At 49.9% G+C, this 17,162-nt stretch carries 19 protein-coding genes and 3 pseudogenes; 6 read left to right on the forward strand and 16 right to left on the reverse strand.

Annotated elements, in window-relative coordinates; genetic code table 11:
* Nucleotides 1–76: 76 nt before the first annotated feature.
* From ABZJ92_RS00670 to lpxL, 3 genes and pseudogenes are all read right to left on the reverse strand, one after another.
* Nucleotides 77–991: pseudogene (locus ABZJ92_RS00670) on the reverse strand (recombinase family protein); the annotation flags it as partial.
* 35 nt (nucleotides 992–1,026) lie between these two features.
* Nucleotides 1,027–1,212: pseudogene (locus ABZJ92_RS00675) on the reverse strand (hypothetical protein); the annotation flags it as partial.
* 171 nt (nucleotides 1,213–1,383) lie between these two features.
* Entirely contained in the window at nucleotides 1,384–2,304 is a 921-nt protein-coding gene (gene lpxL, locus ABZJ92_RS00680) for a kdo(2)-lipid IV(A) lauroyltransferase (protein WP_005062003.1), read from the reverse strand.
* 224 nt (nucleotides 2,305–2,528) lie between these two features.
* Between lpxL and trhO the strand changes: the two genes are divergently transcribed.
* Nucleotides 2,529–3,581 (forward strand): oxygen-dependent tRNA uridine(34) hydroxylase TrhO, encoded by a 1,053-nt coding sequence (trhO, locus tag ABZJ92_RS00685; RefSeq protein ID WP_001144616.1) that lies wholly within the window; start codon nucleotides 2,529–2,531, stop codon nucleotides 3,579–3,581.
* A 41-nt stretch (nucleotides 3,582–3,622) separates the two neighbouring features.
* Here the strand turns inward: trhO and ABZJ92_RS00690 are convergent, their stop codons facing one another.
* The 10 genes from ABZJ92_RS00690 to mdtH form a co-directional block, all read right to left on the reverse strand.
* Nucleotides 3,623–4,198 (reverse strand): YceI family protein, encoded by a 576-nt coding sequence (locus tag ABZJ92_RS00690; protein ID WP_000749269.1) that lies wholly within the window; start codon nucleotides 4,196–4,198, stop codon nucleotides 3,623–3,625.
* A gap of 3 nt (nucleotides 4,199–4,201) precedes the next feature.
* Entirely contained in the window at nucleotides 4,202–4,768 is a 567-nt protein-coding gene (locus tag ABZJ92_RS00695) for a cytochrome b (RefSeq protein WP_000011102.1), read from the reverse strand.
* 260 nt (nucleotides 4,769–5,028) lie between these two features.
* Nucleotides 5,029–5,142 carry a YceO family protein gene (locus ABZJ92_RS00700; protein WP_001253418.1) on the reverse strand — a complete coding sequence of 38 codons (114 nt, stop codon included), beginning with the start codon at nucleotides 5,140–5,142 and terminating at the stop codon, nucleotides 5,029–5,031.
* A gap of 47 nt (nucleotides 5,143–5,189) precedes the next feature.
* Nucleotides 5,190–6,308 carry an N-methyl-L-tryptophan oxidase gene (gene solA / locus ABZJ92_RS00705; protein WP_000872813.1) on the reverse strand — a complete coding sequence of 373 codons (1,119 nt, stop codon included), beginning with the start codon at nucleotides 6,306–6,308 and terminating at the stop codon, nucleotides 5,190–5,192.
* Nucleotides 6,309–6,422: 114 nt separating this feature from the next.
* Nucleotides 6,423–6,677: a biofilm formation regulator BssS gene (gene bssS, locus ABZJ92_RS00710; RefSeq protein ID WP_000414437.1), complete on the reverse strand. Its 255-nt coding sequence runs from the start codon at nucleotides 6,675–6,677 to the stop codon at nucleotides 6,423–6,425.
* 289 nt (nucleotides 6,678–6,966) lie between these two features.
* Complete coding sequence (gene dinI / locus ABZJ92_RS00715) at nucleotides 6,967–7,212, reverse strand: DNA damage-inducible protein I (protein WP_001217754.1); 246 nt, start codon at nucleotides 7,210–7,212, stop codon at nucleotides 6,967–6,969.
* Nucleotides 7,213–7,285: 73 nt separating this feature from the next.
* Nucleotides 7,286–8,332 (reverse strand): dihydroorotase, encoded by a 1,047-nt coding sequence (gene pyrC / locus ABZJ92_RS00720; RefSeq protein WP_000126530.1) that lies wholly within the window; start codon nucleotides 8,330–8,332, stop codon nucleotides 7,286–7,288.
* Between the two features lie 105 nt (nucleotides 8,333–8,437).
* Nucleotides 8,438–8,998 carry a lipoprotein gene (locus ABZJ92_RS00725; RefSeq protein WP_001295443.1) on the reverse strand — a complete coding sequence of 187 codons (561 nt, stop codon included), beginning with the start codon at nucleotides 8,996–8,998 and terminating at the stop codon, nucleotides 8,438–8,440.
* A gap of 133 nt (nucleotides 8,999–9,131) precedes the next feature.
* A complete protein-coding gene (grxB, locus tag ABZJ92_RS00730; protein ID WP_000780921.1) occupies nucleotides 9,132–9,779 on the reverse strand; it encodes a glutaredoxin 2 in 648 nt (215 codons plus the stop codon).
* 63 nt (nucleotides 9,780–9,842) lie between these two features.
* Nucleotides 9,843–11,051, reverse strand: a complete 1,209-nt coding sequence (gene mdtH / locus ABZJ92_RS00735) for a multidrug efflux MFS transporter MdtH (RefSeq protein WP_000092218.1) — start codon at nucleotides 11,049–11,051, stop codon at nucleotides 9,843–9,845.
* 235 nt (nucleotides 11,052–11,286) lie between these two features.
* Here mdtH and rimJ point away from each other — a divergent pair, with 235 nt between their 5' ends.
* From rimJ to murJ, 4 genes and pseudogenes are all read left to right on the forward strand, one after another.
* Entirely contained in the window at nucleotides 11,287–11,871 is a 585-nt protein-coding gene (gene rimJ, locus ABZJ92_RS00740) for a ribosomal protein S5-alanine N-acetyltransferase (protein ID WP_000468186.1), read from the forward strand.
* A gap of 10 nt (nucleotides 11,872–11,881) precedes the next feature.
* Nucleotides 11,882–12,529, forward strand: coding sequence for a YceH family protein (locus tag ABZJ92_RS00745; RefSeq protein ID WP_000877111.1), 648 nt, complete (start codon nucleotides 11,882–11,884; stop codon nucleotides 12,527–12,529).
* Nucleotide 12,530: 1 nt separating this feature from the next.
* A pseudogene (locus ABZJ92_RS00750) lies at nucleotides 12,531–13,397 on the forward strand (Gfo/Idh/MocA family protein).
* 166 nt (nucleotides 13,398–13,563) lie between these two features.
* Nucleotides 13,564–15,099, forward strand: a complete 1,536-nt coding sequence (gene murJ / locus ABZJ92_RS00755; protein WP_001050672.1) for a murein biosynthesis integral membrane protein MurJ — start codon at nucleotides 13,564–13,566, stop codon at nucleotides 15,097–15,099.
* 39 nt (nucleotides 15,100–15,138) lie between these two features.
* Here the strand turns inward: murJ and flgN are convergent, their stop codons facing one another.
* The 3 genes from flgN to flgA all read right to left on the reverse strand — a co-directional run bounded on the left by flgN (nucleotide 15,139) and on the right by flgA (nucleotide 16,588).
* Nucleotides 15,139–15,555 (reverse strand): flagella biosynthesis chaperone FlgN, encoded by a 417-nt coding sequence (gene flgN / locus ABZJ92_RS00760; protein ID WP_000197338.1) that lies wholly within the window; start codon nucleotides 15,553–15,555, stop codon nucleotides 15,139–15,141.
* A gap of 4 nt (nucleotides 15,556–15,559) precedes the next feature.
* Nucleotides 15,560–15,853 carry a flagellar biosynthesis anti-sigma factor FlgM gene (flgM, locus tag ABZJ92_RS00765; protein WP_000020880.1) on the reverse strand — a complete coding sequence of 98 codons (294 nt, stop codon included), beginning with the start codon at nucleotides 15,851–15,853 and terminating at the stop codon, nucleotides 15,560–15,562.
* 75 nt (nucleotides 15,854–15,928) lie between these two features.
* Nucleotides 15,929–16,588: a flagellar basal body P-ring formation chaperone FlgA gene (gene flgA / locus ABZJ92_RS00770; RefSeq protein WP_000955722.1), complete on the reverse strand. Its 660-nt coding sequence runs from the start codon at nucleotides 16,586–16,588 to the stop codon at nucleotides 15,929–15,931.
* A gap of 154 nt (nucleotides 16,589–16,742) precedes the next feature.
* Here flgA and flgB point away from each other — a divergent pair, with 154 nt between their 5' ends.
* Nucleotides 16,743–17,159, forward strand: a complete 417-nt coding sequence (gene flgB / locus ABZJ92_RS00775; protein ID WP_000884702.1) for a flagellar basal body rod protein FlgB — start codon at nucleotides 16,743–16,745, stop codon at nucleotides 17,157–17,159.
* The last annotated feature ends 3 nt before the right edge of the window (nucleotides 17,160–17,162 follow it).

Consider the following 17,162-nt stretch of genomic DNA (forward strand, 5'->3'; position numbering starts at 1 on the left):
CTTCAGGGAAAAATATCATCAGATGGCTGCTTAAAAAAAGAACAAATGGTAGTGTCCGCTATTGCCAGTACACCTCACATTTGATGATACCCCTGAACAAGTTGACTGATAGCGGATTACTTGATACAGAAGCCCTACCATATTGCCCTGTGTTCAGTTGCTGTACTCGATAGAATAGTGACTCACTGATTATTGCGGGGTAGTAACCCTGAACTTCTTCACGTCCAGCAGGTGTGAAACATCCAATCACAGCACGATTTCTGAGCAGTTTCTTTACAGCAGTATCAGACCACCCCTTTTGTTTGGGTGTGTATTGATTCAATGACAAGTGACCTTCATCGTTTAAAGTTCTGGTGATAGCCCAAAAGCTTAAACCCTGTAATCTCAGGTCAAATGCTCGTTTAACAACTTCCACTTTATCAGGAATGATTGTGAATGTTCGACGGTCATCATTCAGCCTTAACCATGCAGGACAACGCCTAGATACCTTGATACCTTCGGAGATGAGTTCTTTTTTACGGTTCCATGCAGCTTGGACACGCTCAGACTTTCTCAAACTTTCCTCATGCGCCCGCTGCATTATCAGAATGCTTTTAATCAGGGCTAACGGGTCTTTTAAACTTTCTCGTGTGTAATGTTCTCCATCGCTCAGTGTGACTACATCTACACCAGCCCTTAAGATACGGCGTAATAGCTCAGAAGCAATATCAATATCCTGACGTGACAGACGGTCTAAACTCTCGATTAGTAGCGTATCACCAGCTTTAACAAGCCCTTTCTCGATAGCGGTTAAAAAGTCACCTAGACCACCTTTCAGGTGCTTACCACTAAAAGCACTTTTCCCCAAATCTTTAAAGCTCAAGGATGAATCCAAGTAAAACTCAGGGTTCTTATCAAGCCAGTCAGTAACCAGCTTAGATTGTCGGCGTACAGAGTCCCCTTTCAGTTGTCGTTCACTTGAAAATCTGATGTAGCTGATTGCCCGTCTCATATTCAATACCTAAAATGATGTGTTTAGGAACCCATTATACTGAAGACAATACCGGACCACATATTCAGGGCGGAGTGGCCGGTAACACCAAGCTGCTCAACGTAGAGGGGTAAGAAGGGCATTACCAGACTGAAGGCGGCCCCGGTAAGAAAACAGCCTAGCCAGGCGACGATCAGGTTTCGTTTCCAGTTTATAGGGGTGTCATTTTCACAGGGTGACATAGCAATCCGCTGTTGGTGCGCCAGGCGCGGTGAACATAAGAAGAAAAGATAAACACACTAATTATGCGCCCGACTTCCAGGGGGCGCAATCCAGAGAGCTTTTATCGCTAAATCAGGGGGATTTGCTGTGGTAATGCCGGATGCCATTCTGAAGCATCCGGCATGGGAGATTTAATAGCGTGAAGGAACGCCTTCCGGGCGTGTTTTAAAGCGACGGTGTAACCACATATACTGCTCTGGTGCCATCATGATGCATTTTTCGACCACTTTGTTCATCCACGCGGCGGTAGTTTCGGCATCATCCAGTGGCGGAGAACACTCTGGTGGCAGCATAATCAATTGATACCCTTTGCCATCTGGCTTACGGCGTGGAACGAAGGGCACCAGACATGCGCCGGACATCCGTGCCAGCATCCAGGTTCCGGTCGTGGTCGCAGCCTGCTCAACGGCAAATAACGGGACGAAAACGCTTGAGCGCGGGCCGTAATCATGATCTGGTGCGTACCAGACCACTTCGCCTTTTTTCAGGGCTTTAATCATGCCTTTTAAATCTTTGCGGTCGAGCATCGATTTATTTGAGCGCAAACGGCCCCAGGTTTGTAGCCAGTCAATCAGTGGATTATCGTTCGGGCGGTAAACGCCAATCCCCGGTTCCTGCATACCAAACTGCCGCGCGCCCAGCTCCAGTGTCAGAAAATGGATGCCAACTAACAGGATGCCGCGTTTTTGCGCCTGCACGTCACGAATGTGTTCCATGCCGATCACTTCCGTCCAGCGGGCGATTCGGCGGTCCGGCCAGAACCACGCCATACCGGTTTCCATCAGGCCCATGCCAACGGATTCGAAATTCTTCACCACCATTTTACGGCGTTCTTGTTCGCTCATTTCCGGGAAGCACAGTTCCAGGTTGCGATGCACAATTTTTGCGCGTCGTTTCATAAAACGTAACGCCAGTTTTCCTAATCCACAACCGAGGCGGTAGATAATCGGGTAGGGCAATTGCACGACCAACCAAAGTACGCCAATACCCAACCAGGTTAACCAATAACGCGGATGAAGCAGTGCGGTGGAGAACTTGGGTAGATTCGTCATATCAATCCTGTTTTTCAACCTATACGGGCAATTGTATGTATTGTCGCATTTTTTCGCCCGCAACCAAAATTTGTGGCTGAAGACTGGGCGAAATTGCCGCGCTTGTAAATAACAAATAATTTTTAATGCGCAAATGTAGCGTAAAATGTGTGGATGTTAATTATCGATAATTGCTATATCATGCCGCGGATTTTTACTTTCCCATCTCGCAGGAACCGTACACCATGCCAGTGTTACACAACCGCATTTCCAACGACGCGTTAAAAGCCAAAATGTTGGCTGAGAGCGAACCGCGAACCACCATTTCGTTTTACAAGTATTTCCACATCGCCGATCCTAAGGCGACCCGTGACGCTTTATATCAGCTGTTTACCGCGCTGAATGTTTTTGGGCGAGTGTATCTGGCGCATGAGGGCATTAACGCGCAAATCAGCGTACCTGCGAGCAATGTTGAAACATTTCGCGCGCAGCTCTATGCCTTCGACCCGGCTTTAGAGGGTTTACGCCTGAATATCGCGTTGGATGATGACGGGAAATCCTTCTGGGTACTGCGCATGAAGGTACGCGATCGCATTGTTGCCGACGGTATTGACGATCCTCACTTTGATGCCAGCAATGTTGGTGAGTATCTGCAAGCGGCGGAAGTGAACGCCATGCTTGACGATCCCGATGCACTATTTATCGACATGCGTAACCACTATGAGTATGAAGTGGGGCACTTTGAAAACGCGCTCGAAATTCCGGCAGATACCTTCCGTGAGCAGCTGCCAAAAGCAGTCGAGATGATGCAGGCACATAAAGATAAAAAAATCGTCATGTACTGCACCGGCGGCATTCGTTGTGAAAAGGCCAGTGCCTGGATGAAACATAACGGATTCAACAAAGTCTGGCATATCGAGGGCGGAATTATTGAATACGCCCGTAAGGCGCGCGAGCAGGGCTTGCCGGTGCGTTTTATTGGCAAAAATTTTGTTTTTGACGAGCGGATGGGCGAACGTATATCGGATGAGATTATCGCGCATTGCCACCAGTGCGGCGCGCCGTGCGACAGCCATACCAACTGTAAAAATGATGGCTGCCACCTGCTGTTTATTCAGTGTCCAGTATGCGCGGAAAAATACAAAGGTTGTTGTAGTGAGATTTGCTGCGAAGAAAGCGCGTTACCGCCAGAAGAACAGCGACGCCGTCGGGCAGGACGTGAAAATGGCAATAAGATCTTTAATAAGTCTCGTGGACGTCTGAATACAACACTGGGTATTCCTGATCCAACAGAATAAATATCATTGCCGGATGCGTGCCATCCGGCAACATTTCACTCTTACTTCTGCTGTACGCCTTCCACTGAAATAATCAGATCCACTTCCTGAGAAGCTGGACCTAAATCTGTCTTGATATTGAAGTCTTTGAGCTTAATTTTGCCTTCGGCCTCAAAGCCTGCACGTTTACCGCCCCATGGGTCGTCGCCCTGACCAATTAATTTCGCTTCCAGCGTGACGGGTTTGGTTACGCCATTCAGCGTCAGATCGCCGGTAATATCCAGTTCGTCACCGTCTTTCTTCACGCTGGTGGAGGTGAATGTTGCCTGTGGATATTTTGTGGTATTGAGAAAATCCGCACTGCGAAGATGTTTATCGCGTTCGGCGTGGTTAGTATCGACGCTGGTGGTGTTAATTGTCACATTCACTTTATCGGCAGCCGGATTTTTTTCATCAAAGGTAAAAGTACCGTCGAAATCTTTAAAGGTGCCATATAACCAGCTATAGCCAAGATGCTGTATGCGGAAGTTAACAAAGGCGTGCTGACCTTCTTTGTCAATTTTGTAATCGGCGGCAACCGCTGAACCGGCAGAGAACATCAGGGACGCGAAGGTTAAACCAAGCAGGCTTTTTTTCATTTTTTATACTCCATAGTCAGATGACGACTTTCCCAGCATGCGCTTCAGAGTGTCGTCTTTATCGATGAAATGATGCTTCAGGGCCATAAATCCGTGCATAACAGACAGTACTACGACGCTCCACGCGAGCCAAAAATGCAGGGCACCGGCAAAGTCTGCCTGTGCGCCAGCGTCGGCAAGGGTCGCGGGGACGTCAAACCAGCCAAAAACGCTGATCGGTTTACCATCGGCAGTTGAGATCAGATAGCCGCTGATGCCGATGGCGAACAGCAATAGGCACAATGCGAGATGTCCAGCTTTTGCGGCAAGACGAGTCATGGGCGAATAACTCGGCAGCGGACCCGGCGGTGGAGATATGACACGCCACAGAACGCGAATAACCAGCCCCATCATTAACAAAATACCGATGCTTTTATGCAGTTCGGGTGCTTTGTGATACCAGCCATCGTAATAACTGAGCGTGACCATCCACAGACCTAAAGCAAACATGCCGTAGACAATAATTGCGCTTAGCCAATGGAAGGCCGCAGATATAACACCATAGCGTTCAGGGGTATTTGTGAATGACATAAGTGCATCCAATACGAATTTGCGAGAGAAAGAAAATGGCGTGTCGGAGAATGAATTGCAACACAAAAATAACAAATTGAATGATATTTATTTTTATTTCAATAATTTTGAATTAATAATGAAAGAATCTTCATAAGTTTAGTGGGTTCAGCATCAGAGATGTCTGGTGAGTGCTGTAGAAGCAGGAATAATCTCATTCAATTTTTCACGCTAAATGAAAGGGAGATTAAATATTTGTCAGTTTATGTCAGTGCGGAAAACTAAAAATAAAACACATAGATCAGATCCATAATTGCCAACAATCCCCAGAGAAAAAGATAAAGCATCAGATGCTCGCGAATATTATTGATGAGATAGTGCAACAGCCGACGCATTAAATACTCCTGTAAAAACGGCCTCATTCTGGAGGCCGTAATGATGATTATTGGAAGCGGGAAAGCCTGAATGGCGTCAAATCAAAATCGCTTTTTTGGTCTTGCGCAAAATCGGCAGCTATTTCCCCTAAAACTGACGCAAATTTAAAACCGTGCCCACTCAGGCCGGTAATGAGCAGTGTATTATCGTGGCCGGGTAGGGTATCGATAATAAAATCTTCGTCAGGCGAATTATCATAGGTGCAGGCAGCGCCGTACAGGCAGCAACCGATACCCGGCAATACATTGCGCAAGAACGGGAAGGCTTCTGACCCATCACTGGCCACTTCCGCAAACGGAACACGTTCATCCGCTGAATGGATAACCTGGCCTCCGTTATGTTTGCCAATCTTCAACGCGTCGTTTTCTGCCGGAAAACCATAATATTGATCGCCATTGGGCAGTTCACCGGTAAACGCCGGGAATTTATTCTTCACGCTATAGCGGCCATCGGCCTGATACCAGGCAAATACTTTACGTACGGGCTGGACAGGCAGCTCCGGGAGCAGGTCTTTTACCCATGTTCCCGCGCAGACAATCGCTTTTTTCGCCTGATACTCACCGTCAACCGTTTCAATAGTTACGCCATCATCGTCATGACGAATTGCGGTGACCGGGCAGTTGAACAGTTGCGCACAGCCCGCTTCCTTCGCCAGTTGGATCCAGGTTTTAATCGCCAGTTCGCTGCGCAAAAAACCGGAATCAGTCTCAAATAAGCCGATGTAGTTGTCCGGGACGCGTATTTCTGGCCAGCGGGCCATAATCCCTTGCGCATCGAGCTTTTCAACGTTGAGTTGCCACTGTTCGGCGCTGTGGGCGACGTTGGCGAGAAATGCGGAGTCAGCCGGGCCGAGGTTAATGACACCAGAGCGTACAAAAATGGGATCATCTTCGTTGTGGCGGGAAAGTTCATCCCACAGCGTTTGCGCGCGGAGGACCAACGGGACATACTTTTCGCCTTCACCATAAGCATGGCGAATTAATCGCGTATCGCCGTGGTGGCTGCCGTGTTGATGCGGTGGCATATGGGCGTCGGTCATTAGCACGTTTAAACCGGCGCGGGTTGCATAATACCCGGCGGCAGCGCCTACGGAACCGCTGCCAATAATGATGAGATCGTATTTCATTTTTTTCTCTCTGCTCTCATGGTTTAAGCAGAGTAATTAACTGAATGCAGATATACAACCCAGAAATGGTAAAGGCACCGGTGAGGTGCCTTTTGGGTGGATGGTCATGTCATGTTAATGACGCCGATACTCGTTTACCGGGAAATCACCGGATTCAATTTTGGCGATTCCTGCTTCTAATATCGAAATAAATTGTCTGGCAACATCAGTGGTTAACCAGAGCGTCTGACCAACTTCAGTCCCTTCCTGCTCGGACTTATTTGGGGTCTGGTAGTGCAAACGCAACATCAGCGCATCATAGCTATCAACGGTGCTGATGTCCCACCCTACGAGCGGATGAGTCTGAATGACTTCATTATTTTTTTCCATCATGGCCCCCTAATTCGTGTTACTAGACAACGTTATTCGAGGTTCAATGCGTTTTTATCTGAAGCAACTTCAGTATACCAATAAGTAAGGGTATTCACCGAATTTTTAAAGGGGGGAACAGATAAATTTCTGCTTTTAAGATTTATATGAACAATAAAACAGCATGTCATTCATATTTTTTTAGCATATTGTGCAATTATTTTGAGGAAGTGTAGAAATTTTGTACTCAAAATTCGTAAGTAAAATAAAAAAGCCGGGGCGATCCGGCAAAAACAAAAATCACTGCATATTATTCGCTGACAAACCAGTCATCGGCGCTTTCCCACGTTTCCTGGAGAATTTCGCTAATGCGCTGTTTATCTTCTTTTGTTGCGCCAATAACCGATAAATTATTCGCTGCGGCATAACGTACCGATACGTGGCCTTCATTATCAGGAAACGCATACTGAATACGGCGGGAAAGTTCGCCAGCCAGGGCGTCAATAGCCCCAGCTGGCAATGGAGAAGTTTTCGCTATGGTGACTTCAATTCGCATAATAGCCCCCTGTTGAATATACTGGTTATTTATACAGGTAAAATAACCTAATGACAACAGGAAGCTACGATTTTTATTGTTTAACGGACCAGCGTACCGTTTCCCCGGCGAGGAATGGCACCAGGGTGTCATCAGTCAGTGCGATGCTTTCAGCAACCTGTTGCTCTTCACGTACCAGTTCGATGAATGTGTCGTTGACCGGCAAGCCATAGAACTGCGGGCCGTTTACAGAACAGAATGCTTCAAAGTGCTGCAGAGCATTCATCTCTTCAAAGACGGTAGCGTAACTGCCCAGCGCGGTTGGGGCGTTGAAGCAGCCCGCGCAGCCGCAACTGCTCTCTTTGCGATGACGTGCATGTGGCGCAGAATCCGTACCGAGGAATACTCGATTAAAACCGCTGGCGACCAGTTCACGCAATGCCTGTTGGTGAATATTGCGTTTGAGGATGGGTAAACAATACAGGTGCGGACGCACGCCACCAACCAGCATATGGTTGCGGTTAAACATCAGATGCTGCGGAGTGATGGTGGCAGCCAGCCGTTCATTTCCGTCACGGACATAGTCGGCAGCATCTTTGGTGGTGATGTGCTCAAAAACGACTTTCAGCGCAGTCAGGCGCTGGCGCAGAGGTTCCATCACGCTTTCTATAAAGCGCGCTTCACGATCAAAAATGTCGATATCTGCATGTGTCACTTCACCATGCACCAGTAGCGGCATACCGATTTTTTCCATGCGCTCAAGTACCGGCATGATTGCGTCAATTGACGTCACGCCGTGGCTGGAGTTAGTGGTTGCGTTTGCCGGGTAAAGTTTTGCAGCGGTGAACACGGCTTCATTAAATCCGCGCTCCAGCTCATTAGGATCCAGCGAATCTGTTAAATAACAGGTCATCAATGGGGTGAAATCGTGCCCGGCAGGTACGGCGTCAAGAATACGTTGGCGATACGCCACGGCAGCCTCAACTGTGGTCACGGGCGGAGCCAGATTGGGCATTACGATAGCCCGTCCATAAATTTCGCTGGTATACGGCACGACAGTTTTTAACATGTCGCCATCGCGGAGGTGAAGGTGCCAGTCGTCTGGGCGGCGGATCTTTAATACCTGGGATGGTGCAGTCATTAATCTCTATGCTCCGGCTGAAGGGATGTTTTTGCCGGACACAAAGGATAAGCGGAAACGTTTTCCTTTGCACGAAAAATAAAGGGCGCGAATGCGCCCTCGTCATTAATCCGTAAACGGAATGACAATTTCGCCTGGCTTCACTTCAATGCCTTTCGCCAGTTTTTTCGCCATTGCTTCGCCCTGACTGCCATCTTCGCGCAGGACGTAAGCAGGTTGCTGGTTAAAGTAATTGCGTAATGCCTGGTTCAAATAGGGAAGCAACGTTTGCATCACCGTTTGCATTTTTTCCGGTTGTACCGTCGCATCGACCACTTCCATCTCTTTCAGGAAGATCGCACCTTTTTCTTTATCAAACACGGGCAGCGCTTTCAGCTTCAGTTTCATGGTCGCTTTCTGACTACCGAACAGGGAGTTCATGTCCAGATTGGCGTCTCCGGTTAGGGTAACCTTATTCGGCTCTTCGCGACCAATTTGGCTGGTCAAGTTTGTCAGAACAATATGGGCGTCAGCCACGCCGGGTAAACCGATATCTTTTGAGAAATTATTATGTTTCGCAAGCGACTGGTTAATTTCTTGTTCGGTGATGGTGTATTGGGTGAGTTGATTACAGCCAACGAGCAGGCCACTGACGATCAATGCAGCGGCAAATAAAAACTTGTTCATGGTAGTCCTCGACATGAAATCTGCGTCAATATCCTGACACAACGCAGCATGTGTCACCAGCGATAAACTCGCCAGCAGAAAAAACTGAAAACGGCGGCAACCCGCGAATACAGGCTGCCGCGGCGGGTCAGGATTAAATCGCCATTGATGATAACAAATTGATTTGTGTCTGTTTCGCCATATTATCGCGGTAATTAGCAACGCGGCTTGGCCAGTTGATTCCGGCTACCAGCGTCAGATTACGCAGTAGCGGAAATAGCTGAATATCATCTTCCGAAAGTTCGCCATTCACGGCGTTCGGTTTGACGATCAGTTTGTCCAGCGCACGCAAATCATCGCTGATATTCTTAATCAGACCGTCAGAGTGGGCCAGCAGGTCGGCAAAATTACCCGCGCTGGCCTCTTTCTTGTCGACGAAATATTTGCGCGCGGCGGGAGTAGAAAACTCATCAAATGCCGATTTGGCAAAACGCGGCAACAGCAGTTTGTTGACGTAGCCATTGACCTTGCGCAGCCACTCTTCAATGGCAGGGGAACGTTTGCCGGTCAGTAACGGTTTGCCGTCGAGTTTATCGACATAGTGAACGATATCCATGCTTTCTGGCATATAGCGGCTGTCATCTTTTTGCAGAATGGGAACCTGTTTTTGACCGACCATCCGGGTGGGTGTTTCTGCGTCGTCGTTGAGCAGAACATGTAATTCGACGGGGATATTTTTCAGGCCGAAAATCATGCGGGCTTTGAGGCAGTAAGGGCAGTGATCGTAAATGTATAGCTTCACGTGACTCCTCCATTTGGCTGTCAGTTCACTTTCAGTATGGAGGAGTCAGGGGGGAGTATCAAATCAGGCGTCGCGTTCCAGCAAACGACGCGCGGCGCGTTTCTGACTAAACTGCCAACCCAGCGCAAGGAAAGTGAAGATGCCAATAATTCCCAGCATCATCCACGGAAGCTCTGGCTGGTGCGCCGATTTGCCCAGGTCAAACAGCCAGCCACCACCGATATAACCAATAGCGCCGCCAATCGCCAGACCCAGACGGCTAAACCCCATATAGCTGCCGCGAGCTCTTGCGTCCGCCAGCGAAGCACTTAAGGTTTCACGCGCAGGCTCGGCAATGATCGACCCGATATAAAACAGACAAATCAGGGTGAAAAGTTGTTGTAGGCCGCTGACCATGCCCACCGGCATCATGCTTAATGACATTATCAACAGCCCAGCCATCAACCGGTGTTCCAGACGAAAATGCTTTTCACTCCAGCGGGCGATAGGGTAGAGCAACGTTAACGACAGACACGCTTCAATGGCATACATCCATTTAACGGCAGAGGGCGCGCCAGCCACGTCGTTGACCATAATTGGCAGCATCAGCATCACTTGTACAGCCAGCATGTAGTAACCCGCCAGCGTCAGGACATAGGTGACAAAACGCTTGTCACGCATCACGCGGGTCATGCCTTCGCGAACGGGCGTGCGTACGGTGGAGAGTTTCCATGCCGGTAACAACCACGCATTGAACGCCGCACATAGCACAAACAAAACGGCCCCTGTGGCGCAGACCAGGCGAAAGTCGTATTGCAACAGCCAGCTCCCCAACAATGCGCCAATGACCGCACTGGCACTGTCCTGCATCATCAACAGCGAGAAAAAACGACCACGTTGTTGTGGACGGATTAGTTTCACCACCAGCGCCGAACGCGGCGGATCAAACAACGTGCCGCCGAGTCCCGAGAGCAGGCATGAAAACCACAATAGCCACGGTTCGTGGGCGATACCCATTGTGGCGAATCCGGCGGCGCGCATCAGCATACCGGTAACAATCATCGGTTTGGCACCAAAGCGGTCGGCAATTGCGCCGCCGAAAATACCCAGACCTTGCTGAATAAACTGGCGTAGACCGAGAGCAATACCGACCATGACGGCGGCCCAGCCCATTTGATCAACGAAGCGGATAGAGATCAGCGGGAAGACAACAAAGAACCCCAGCACGACCAGCATATTATCGATGAGCAGGAAATATTTACCCAGGTTCCTCGCCTGCGATACGCGGGACATTTCCCCTCCCGGGAAATAAAAGATGAGCACTTTCTATTCTGCATTGCCGCTAAGACTTTTCCCATCACTTCGGGGACAGTATTTTTTTATCAAAACGTCGCTTTGATAGAGAGTTTTTATCAAATATGTGAATAATGCAGAAAATGGCATTTTGGACTTTTCACAGGGTCTGGTTGCGCAGGTATAGTAATACTTACAGCGTATTAAAGACGTTACGGGAAGGAGTAGGTATAGAATGTTTGGCTATCGCAGTAACGTGCCAAAAGTGCGCTTAACCACAGACCGACTGGTCGTGCGTCTGGTGCATGATCGTGATGCCTGGCGTCTGGCGGATTATTACGCAGAGAATCGCCATTTCCTCAAGCCCTGGGAGCCAGTGCGCGACGAAAGCCACTGTTATCCATCAGGCTGGCAGGCCAGGCTAGGGATGATTAACGAATTTCATAAACAAGGTTCAGCTTTCTACTTTGGCTTATTCGACCCGGACGAAAAAGAGATTATTGGCGTTGCCAATTTTTCCAATGTTGTTCGCGGCTCTTTTCATGCCTGCTATCTCGGTTATTCGATTGGGCAAAAATGGCAGGGCAAAGGACTCATGTTTGAAGCCCTGACCGCAGCCATTCGTTATATGCAGCGCACCCAACATATTCATCGCATTATGGCTAATTATATGCCGCACAATAAACGCAGCGGTGATTTACTGGCGCGACTGGGTTTTGAAAAAGAAGGCTATGCGAAAGACTATCTGTTGATTGATGGACAATGGCGCGATCACGTACTGACGGCATTAACTACCCCAGACTGGACGCCCGGCCGCTAAGGAGAATCTCATGAAATATCAACTTACTGCCCTGGAAGCTCGCGTAATTGGTTGCTTGCTGGAAAAGCAGGTGACCACGCCGGAGCAATACCCGCTCTCAGTCAATGGTGTAGTCACGGCCTGTAATCAGAAAACGAACCGTGAACCGGTCATGAATCTGAGTGAATCCGAAGTGCAGGAACAGCTGGATAATCTGGTCAAACGTCATTATCTACGCACAGTGAGCGGTTTTGGTAATCGGGTCACCAAATATGAGCAACGTTTTTGTAATTCAGAATTTGGCGATCTGAAACTGAGCGCCGCAGAAGTGGCGTTAATCACCACGTTGTTATTGCGTGGTGCCCAGACGCCGGGTGAACTGCGCAGCCGCGCCGCGCGAATGTATGAATTCAGCGATATGGCGGAAGTGGAGTCGACGCTGGAACAACTGGCGAATCGCGAAGATGGTCCTTTTGTGGTGCGTCTGGCCCGCGAACCGGGTAAACGCGAAAGCCGCTACATGCATCTTTTCAGTGGTGAGGTTGAAGATCAGCCGGCGGTAACGGCTATGTCGAACATGGTTGACGGTGATTTACAGACCCGCGTCGAAGCCCTGGAAATCGAAGTGGCAGAACTGAAACAACGTCTTGATTCGTTGCTGGCCCATCTGGGAGATTAAAGTGAAAAAATTACGTATCGGCGTAGTGGGATTAGGCGGCATTGCGCAAAAAGCGTGGTTACCGGTGCTGGCGGCAGCGTCTGACTGGACGTTACAAGGAGCCTGGTCGCCTACGCGCGCCAAAGCCCTGCCAATTTGTGACAGCTGGCGCATTCCTTATGCCGATTCGTTATCCAGCCTTGCCGCCAGTTGTGATGCGGTTTTTGTGCACTCCAGCACCGCCAGCCACTTTGACGTGGTCAGTACGTTACTCAATGCGGGGGTACATGTCTGTGTCGATAAACCGCTGGCAGAAAATCTGCGCGATGCTGAAAGGCTGGTGGAACTGGCGGCGCGGAAAAAACTGACGTTGATGGTCGGTTTTAACCGTCGTTTCGCACCACTCTACGGTGAGTTAAAAACGCAACTCGCCACCGCAGCCTCGCTAAGAATGGATAAACATCGTAGCAATAGCGTCGGGCCACACGATCTTTATTTCACGTTGCTGGATGATTATCTGCATGTGGTGGATACCGCGCTGTGGTTGTCGGGCGGCAAAGCCTCTCTGGATGGCGGTACGCTACTGACTAACGACGCTGGCGAAATGCTGTTTGCCGAGCACCATTTTTCGGCCGGTCCTTTGCAGATCACCACTTGTATGCATCGCCGTGCCGGAAGTCAGCGTGAAACCGTGCAGGCCGTGACTGACGGTGCGCTCATCGACATTACGGATATGCGCGAATGGCGTGAGGAGCGCGGGCAGGGTGTAGTGAATAAACCGATTCCTGGTTGGCAGAGCACTCTTGAGCAACGTGGATTTGTCGGCTGTGCGCGGCACTTCATTGAATGCGTGTAAAATCAGACAGTTCCGCAAACCGCCGGCGAATAGGCAGTGCTGGCGCAACGTATCGTTGACAAGATCTGGCGCGATGCGATGAGTGAATAAACCCTGTAACATCTGGCGGTAGCAATTCACCATAATCTAGGTAGACTATTCGCCTCTTTCAGCGCCTGCCTTGCAGGCGTTTTGCCCGTGGGTCCGGATTAGAACACCGATGAATTTATTAAAATCGCTGGCCGCCGTCAGCTCGATGACCATGTTTTCGCGTGTGCTTGGCTTCGCACGAGACGCAATTGTCGCCAGAATCTTTGGCGCAGGGATGGCAACCGACGCCTTTTTCGTCGCTTTTAAACTTCCTAACTTGTTACGCCGTATCTTTGCCGAAGGGGCATTTTCCCAGGCATTTGTACCGATTCTGGCGGAATATAAAAGTAAGCAGGGTGAAGACGCCACGCGGGTCTTTGTCTCTTATGTTTCTGGCCTGCTGACACTTGCGCTGGCGGTTGTGACGGTCGCTGGCATGCTCGCCGCACCGTGGGTGATCATGGTGACCGCGCCAGGCTTCGCTGACACAGCTGACAAATTTGCCCTGACCAGCCAGCTACTAAAGATTACCTTTCCCTATATCTTGCTGATCTCCCTGGCGTCGCTGGTGGGAGCGATTCTGAATACGTGGAACCGCTTCTCGATTCCGGCGTTTGCGCCAACACTGCTTAACATCAGCATGATTGGTTTCGCGCTGTTTGCCGCACCGTACTTTAACCCACCGGTGCTGGCGCTGGCGTGGGCTGTTACGGTCGGCGGCATTCTGCAGCTGGTGTATCAGCTACCGCACCTGAAGAAGATCGGCATGCTGGTCCTGCCGCGCATTAACTTCCACGATGCTGGAGCAATGCGCGTGGTGAAACAGATGGGACCGGCGATCCTTGGCGTCTCTGTGAGCCAGATCTCCTTAATCATCAACACCATTTTTGCCTCGTTTCTTGCTTCCGGTTCGGTGTCTTGGATGTATTACGCCGACCGCTTAATGGAGTTTCCCTCCGGTGTGCTGGGCGTGGCGCTTGGCACCATTTTGCTGCCGTCGCTGTCGAAAAGTTTTGCCAGTGGCAATCATGATGAATACAACCGTTTGATGGACTGGGGGTTGCGTCTTTGTTTCCTGTTGGCACTGCCGAGTGCGGTTGCGTTGGGCATTCTTTCAGGTCCGTTAACCGTTTCGCTGTTCCAGTACGGTAAATTTACCGCGTTTGATGCGCTGATGACCCAGCGGGCGTTAATTGCCTACTCGGTGGGTTTGATTGGCCTGATTGTAGTGAAAGTGTTGGCTCCTGGCTTTTATTCCCGCCAGGACATTAAAACGCCAGTGAAAATTGCCATCGTTACGCTGATTTTAACGCAATTGATGAACCTGGCGTTTATTGGTCCGTTGAAACATGCCGGGCTGTCACTTTCTATTGGTCTGGCGGCGTGTCTGAATGCTTCGCTGCTTTACTGGCAGTTGCGTAAGCAGAAAATCTTTACTCCGCAACCCGGCTGGATGGCGTTTCTGTTGCGTCTGGTGGTGGCGGTACTGGTGATGTCTGGCGTGCTTTTAGGTATGTTACATATCATGCCGGAGTGGTCATTGGGTACCATGCCCTGGCGCTTACTGCGTTTAATGGCGGTCGTGCTGGCGGGGATTGCCGCGTACTTCGCTGCACTGGCGGTACTGGGCTTCAAAGTTAAAGAATTTGCCCGCCGGACGGTGTAACAATGCATTCCGGCCTGCAGTGCAGGCCGGAGATAATATTCAGATCGAAATCTTTTTACTGCCGCGATGGGGTGTTGAGGTCTGACCGTTCGCCCCATATAGCGTCGGTTCCTGATGCGGTTTCAACATTTCCAGCGCCTGTTGATTGCGCTCAATCTGTCCTTCCAGTAACCAGCCGTTATGTTGATTCATTTGGCGTAGTTGCTGCGTTTTCACAGTAATTTCCTGCCAGCGTTGACTAATATCAACGCTATTTGCTGTATTGGGTTCTTTCTTGCGTAACTGTTCGAGGTAATCCAGCGTCGCCAGCAGTGAGCTTTTTTGTTCTGTAATCCATTGCAACTGGCTGCCGTTGATCTGCCCCATAGAGAGATGTTGCTGCTCTTGATCCATTACCGTTTTGAGATCGTTAAGCACAGCGGACATCTGGTCGAGGATCTCTGCAAGACGTGTCATACGATCAGTTACTCTGCAAGTCTTGCTGCGCTTCGTTGATCAGCGCATCGGCAATTTTGCCGGTGTCCATTTTTAGTTCACCGTTACGAATCGCCAGTTTTAACGCTTCGACACGTTCAAGATTGATATCACTGCTGCCGGGTTGCATCAGTTTTGCTTGCGCGTCGCTTAACGTCACACTGGTGCTGGTGGAGGCGGTTGTTTTTGCCGCCCGGCTGTTCGTTACCGGCGCGTCGGTGGTTTCGCGCGGTTGAACGGTGCTTACAGGCTTCAGAGGCGAAGTGCGATCAATACTCATGGTTTATTCCTCATTGAGGGCGCTTTTATCATGTGTTGCTTATTTATCGGCAAGGGACGGGTAATCTTTAACAGCTTACAGGTTTATAAGAATATTCCCATCTGCATCAACAACGCCGCTGACTACCTGTTCCGATACCATGCGCACCCGCGCATTCTGTGCGACGGCTGCATTGTTCAGCGCCTGACCTTCTGCGTTGGCGCTAAACCCATCACCGCTGGCGATCACATTGACGCGTTGTCCCGCTTTTACCCGCCATGCCTGGCGAAACTGGGTTAACTGGATAGGTTGATCGGGTGATAGATCGCGCAGGCTAACGGCATCAACAAGTTGATTGATATCCAGCACCGTACGCGGTGGCAGGGTATCCAGGCGTCCACGTTTCAGTTTGACATTGCCAGCTTCCAGCTTTCCTCCCCGCACAATAGGCATCGCGGCAACCACATAATTTCCTGTGGCCTGCACATTAACCTGTAAATATCGTTTGTCGTTACCGCAGCGTGCCAACACATTCACATTGCCCCACAGGCGGGAATTATTGCTCATCGAAAGCAATGGCTGCTCGCATGGCGGTAGTAGATTGGGCGCTGTACGAATAGAAACACGAACCTCATCACTTACCCCCGCGAGTTGGGCGCTAAAAAAGTTGTGCAATTGCGATGTGAGATTGCTCGCCGTACTTAACGGACTGAACAGTATCGCGATGATCGCCACGCTACGTTTTATTGTCAGCATTTTCGCCCCCAGCCATTTCTACAACGTGAATTGTACCTGTCCGCAATGACCATCAACGGCATAAATAGCGACCCATTTTGCGTTTATTCCGCCGATAACGCGCGCGTAAAGGCATTTAAGCTGATGGCAGAATTTTGATACCTGCGGAGGAGATATGCTCGATAAGCTCGACGCCGCCTTACGTTTTCAACAAGAGGCGCTCAATCTGCGCGCCCAGCGTCAGGAAGTGCTGGCAGCAAACATCGCCAATGCCGATACCCCTGGTTATCAGGCGCGCGATATCGATTTTGCCAGTGAACTTAAAAAAGTCATGCAACGTGGACGGGATGCAACCAGTGTGGTTGCACTGACGATGACCTCAACGCAGCACATCCCGGCGCAGGCGCTGACGCCTCCTACCGCAGAACTGCAATACCGTATTCCGGACCAGCCTTCGCTTGACGGTAATACCGTCGATATGGATCGCGAACGCACCCAGTTTGCCGATAACAGCCTGCAATACCAGATGAGCCTTAGCGCGTTGAGCGGGCAAATCAAAGGCATGATGAACGTTTTACAGAGCGGAAATTAACGG

Origin of the sequence: Shigella sp. FJ200513 (assembly GCF_040495915.1) — a bacterium.
In the GTDB taxonomy this organism is placed as follows: domain Bacteria; phylum Pseudomonadota; class Gammaproteobacteria; order Enterobacterales; family Enterobacteriaceae; genus ECMA0423.

Coding starts and splice junctions, on each gene's coding strand:
- lpxL (WP_005062003.1), bottom strand. CDS start 2,304: ATGACGAATCTACCCAAGTTCTCCACCGCACTGCTTCATCCGCGTTAT.
- trhO (WP_001144616.1), top strand. CDS start 2,529: ATGCCAGTGTTACACAACCGCATTTCCAACGACGCGTTAAAAGCCAAA.
- ABZJ92_RS00690 (WP_000749269.1), bottom strand. CDS start 4,198: ATGAAAAAAAGCCTGCTTGGTTTAACCTTCGCGTCCCTGATGTTCTCT.
- ABZJ92_RS00695 (WP_000011102.1), bottom strand. CDS start 4,768: ATGTCATTCACAAATACCCCTGAACGCTATGGTGTTATATCTGCGGCC.
- ABZJ92_RS00700 (WP_001253418.1), bottom strand. CDS start 5,142: ATGCGTCGGCTGTTGCACTATCTCATCAATAATATTCGCGAGCATCTG.
- solA (WP_000872813.1), bottom strand. CDS start 6,308: ATGAAATACGATCTCATCATTATTGGCAGCGGTTCCGTAGGCGCTGCC.
- bssS (WP_000414437.1), bottom strand. CDS start 6,677: ATGGAAAAAAATAATGAAGTCATTCAGACTCATCCGCTCGTAGGGTGG.
- dinI (WP_001217754.1), bottom strand. CDS start 7,212: ATGCGAATTGAAGTCACCATAGCGAAAACTTCTCCATTGCCAGCTGGG.
- pyrC (WP_000126530.1), bottom strand. CDS start 8,332: ATGACTGCACCATCCCAGGTATTAAAGATCCGCCGCCCAGACGACTGG.
- ABZJ92_RS00725 (WP_001295443.1), bottom strand. CDS start 8,998: ATGAACAAGTTTTTATTTGCCGCTGCATTGATCGTCAGTGGCCTGCTC.
- mdtH (WP_000092218.1), bottom strand. CDS start 11,051: ATGTCCCGCGTATCGCAGGCGAGGAACCTGGGTAAATATTTCCTGCTC.
- rimJ (WP_000468186.1), top strand. CDS start 11,287: ATGTTTGGCTATCGCAGTAACGTGCCAAAAGTGCGCTTAACCACAGAC.
- ABZJ92_RS00745 (WP_000877111.1), top strand. CDS start 11,882: ATGAAATATCAACTTACTGCCCTGGAAGCTCGCGTAATTGGTTGCTTG.
- murJ (WP_001050672.1), top strand. CDS start 13,564: ATGAATTTATTAAAATCGCTGGCCGCCGTCAGCTCGATGACCATGTTT.
- flgN (WP_000197338.1), bottom strand. CDS start 15,555: ATGACACGTCTTGCAGAGATCCTCGACCAGATGTCCGCTGTGCTTAAC.
- flgM (WP_000020880.1), bottom strand. CDS start 15,853: ATGAGTATTGATCGCACTTCGCCTCTGAAGCCTGTAAGCACCGTTCAA.
- flgA (WP_000955722.1), bottom strand. CDS start 16,588: ATGCTGACAATAAAACGTAGCGTGGCGATCATCGCGATACTGTTCAGT.
- flgB (WP_000884702.1), top strand. CDS start 16,743: ATGCTCGATAAGCTCGACGCCGCCTTACGTTTTCAACAAGAGGCGCTC.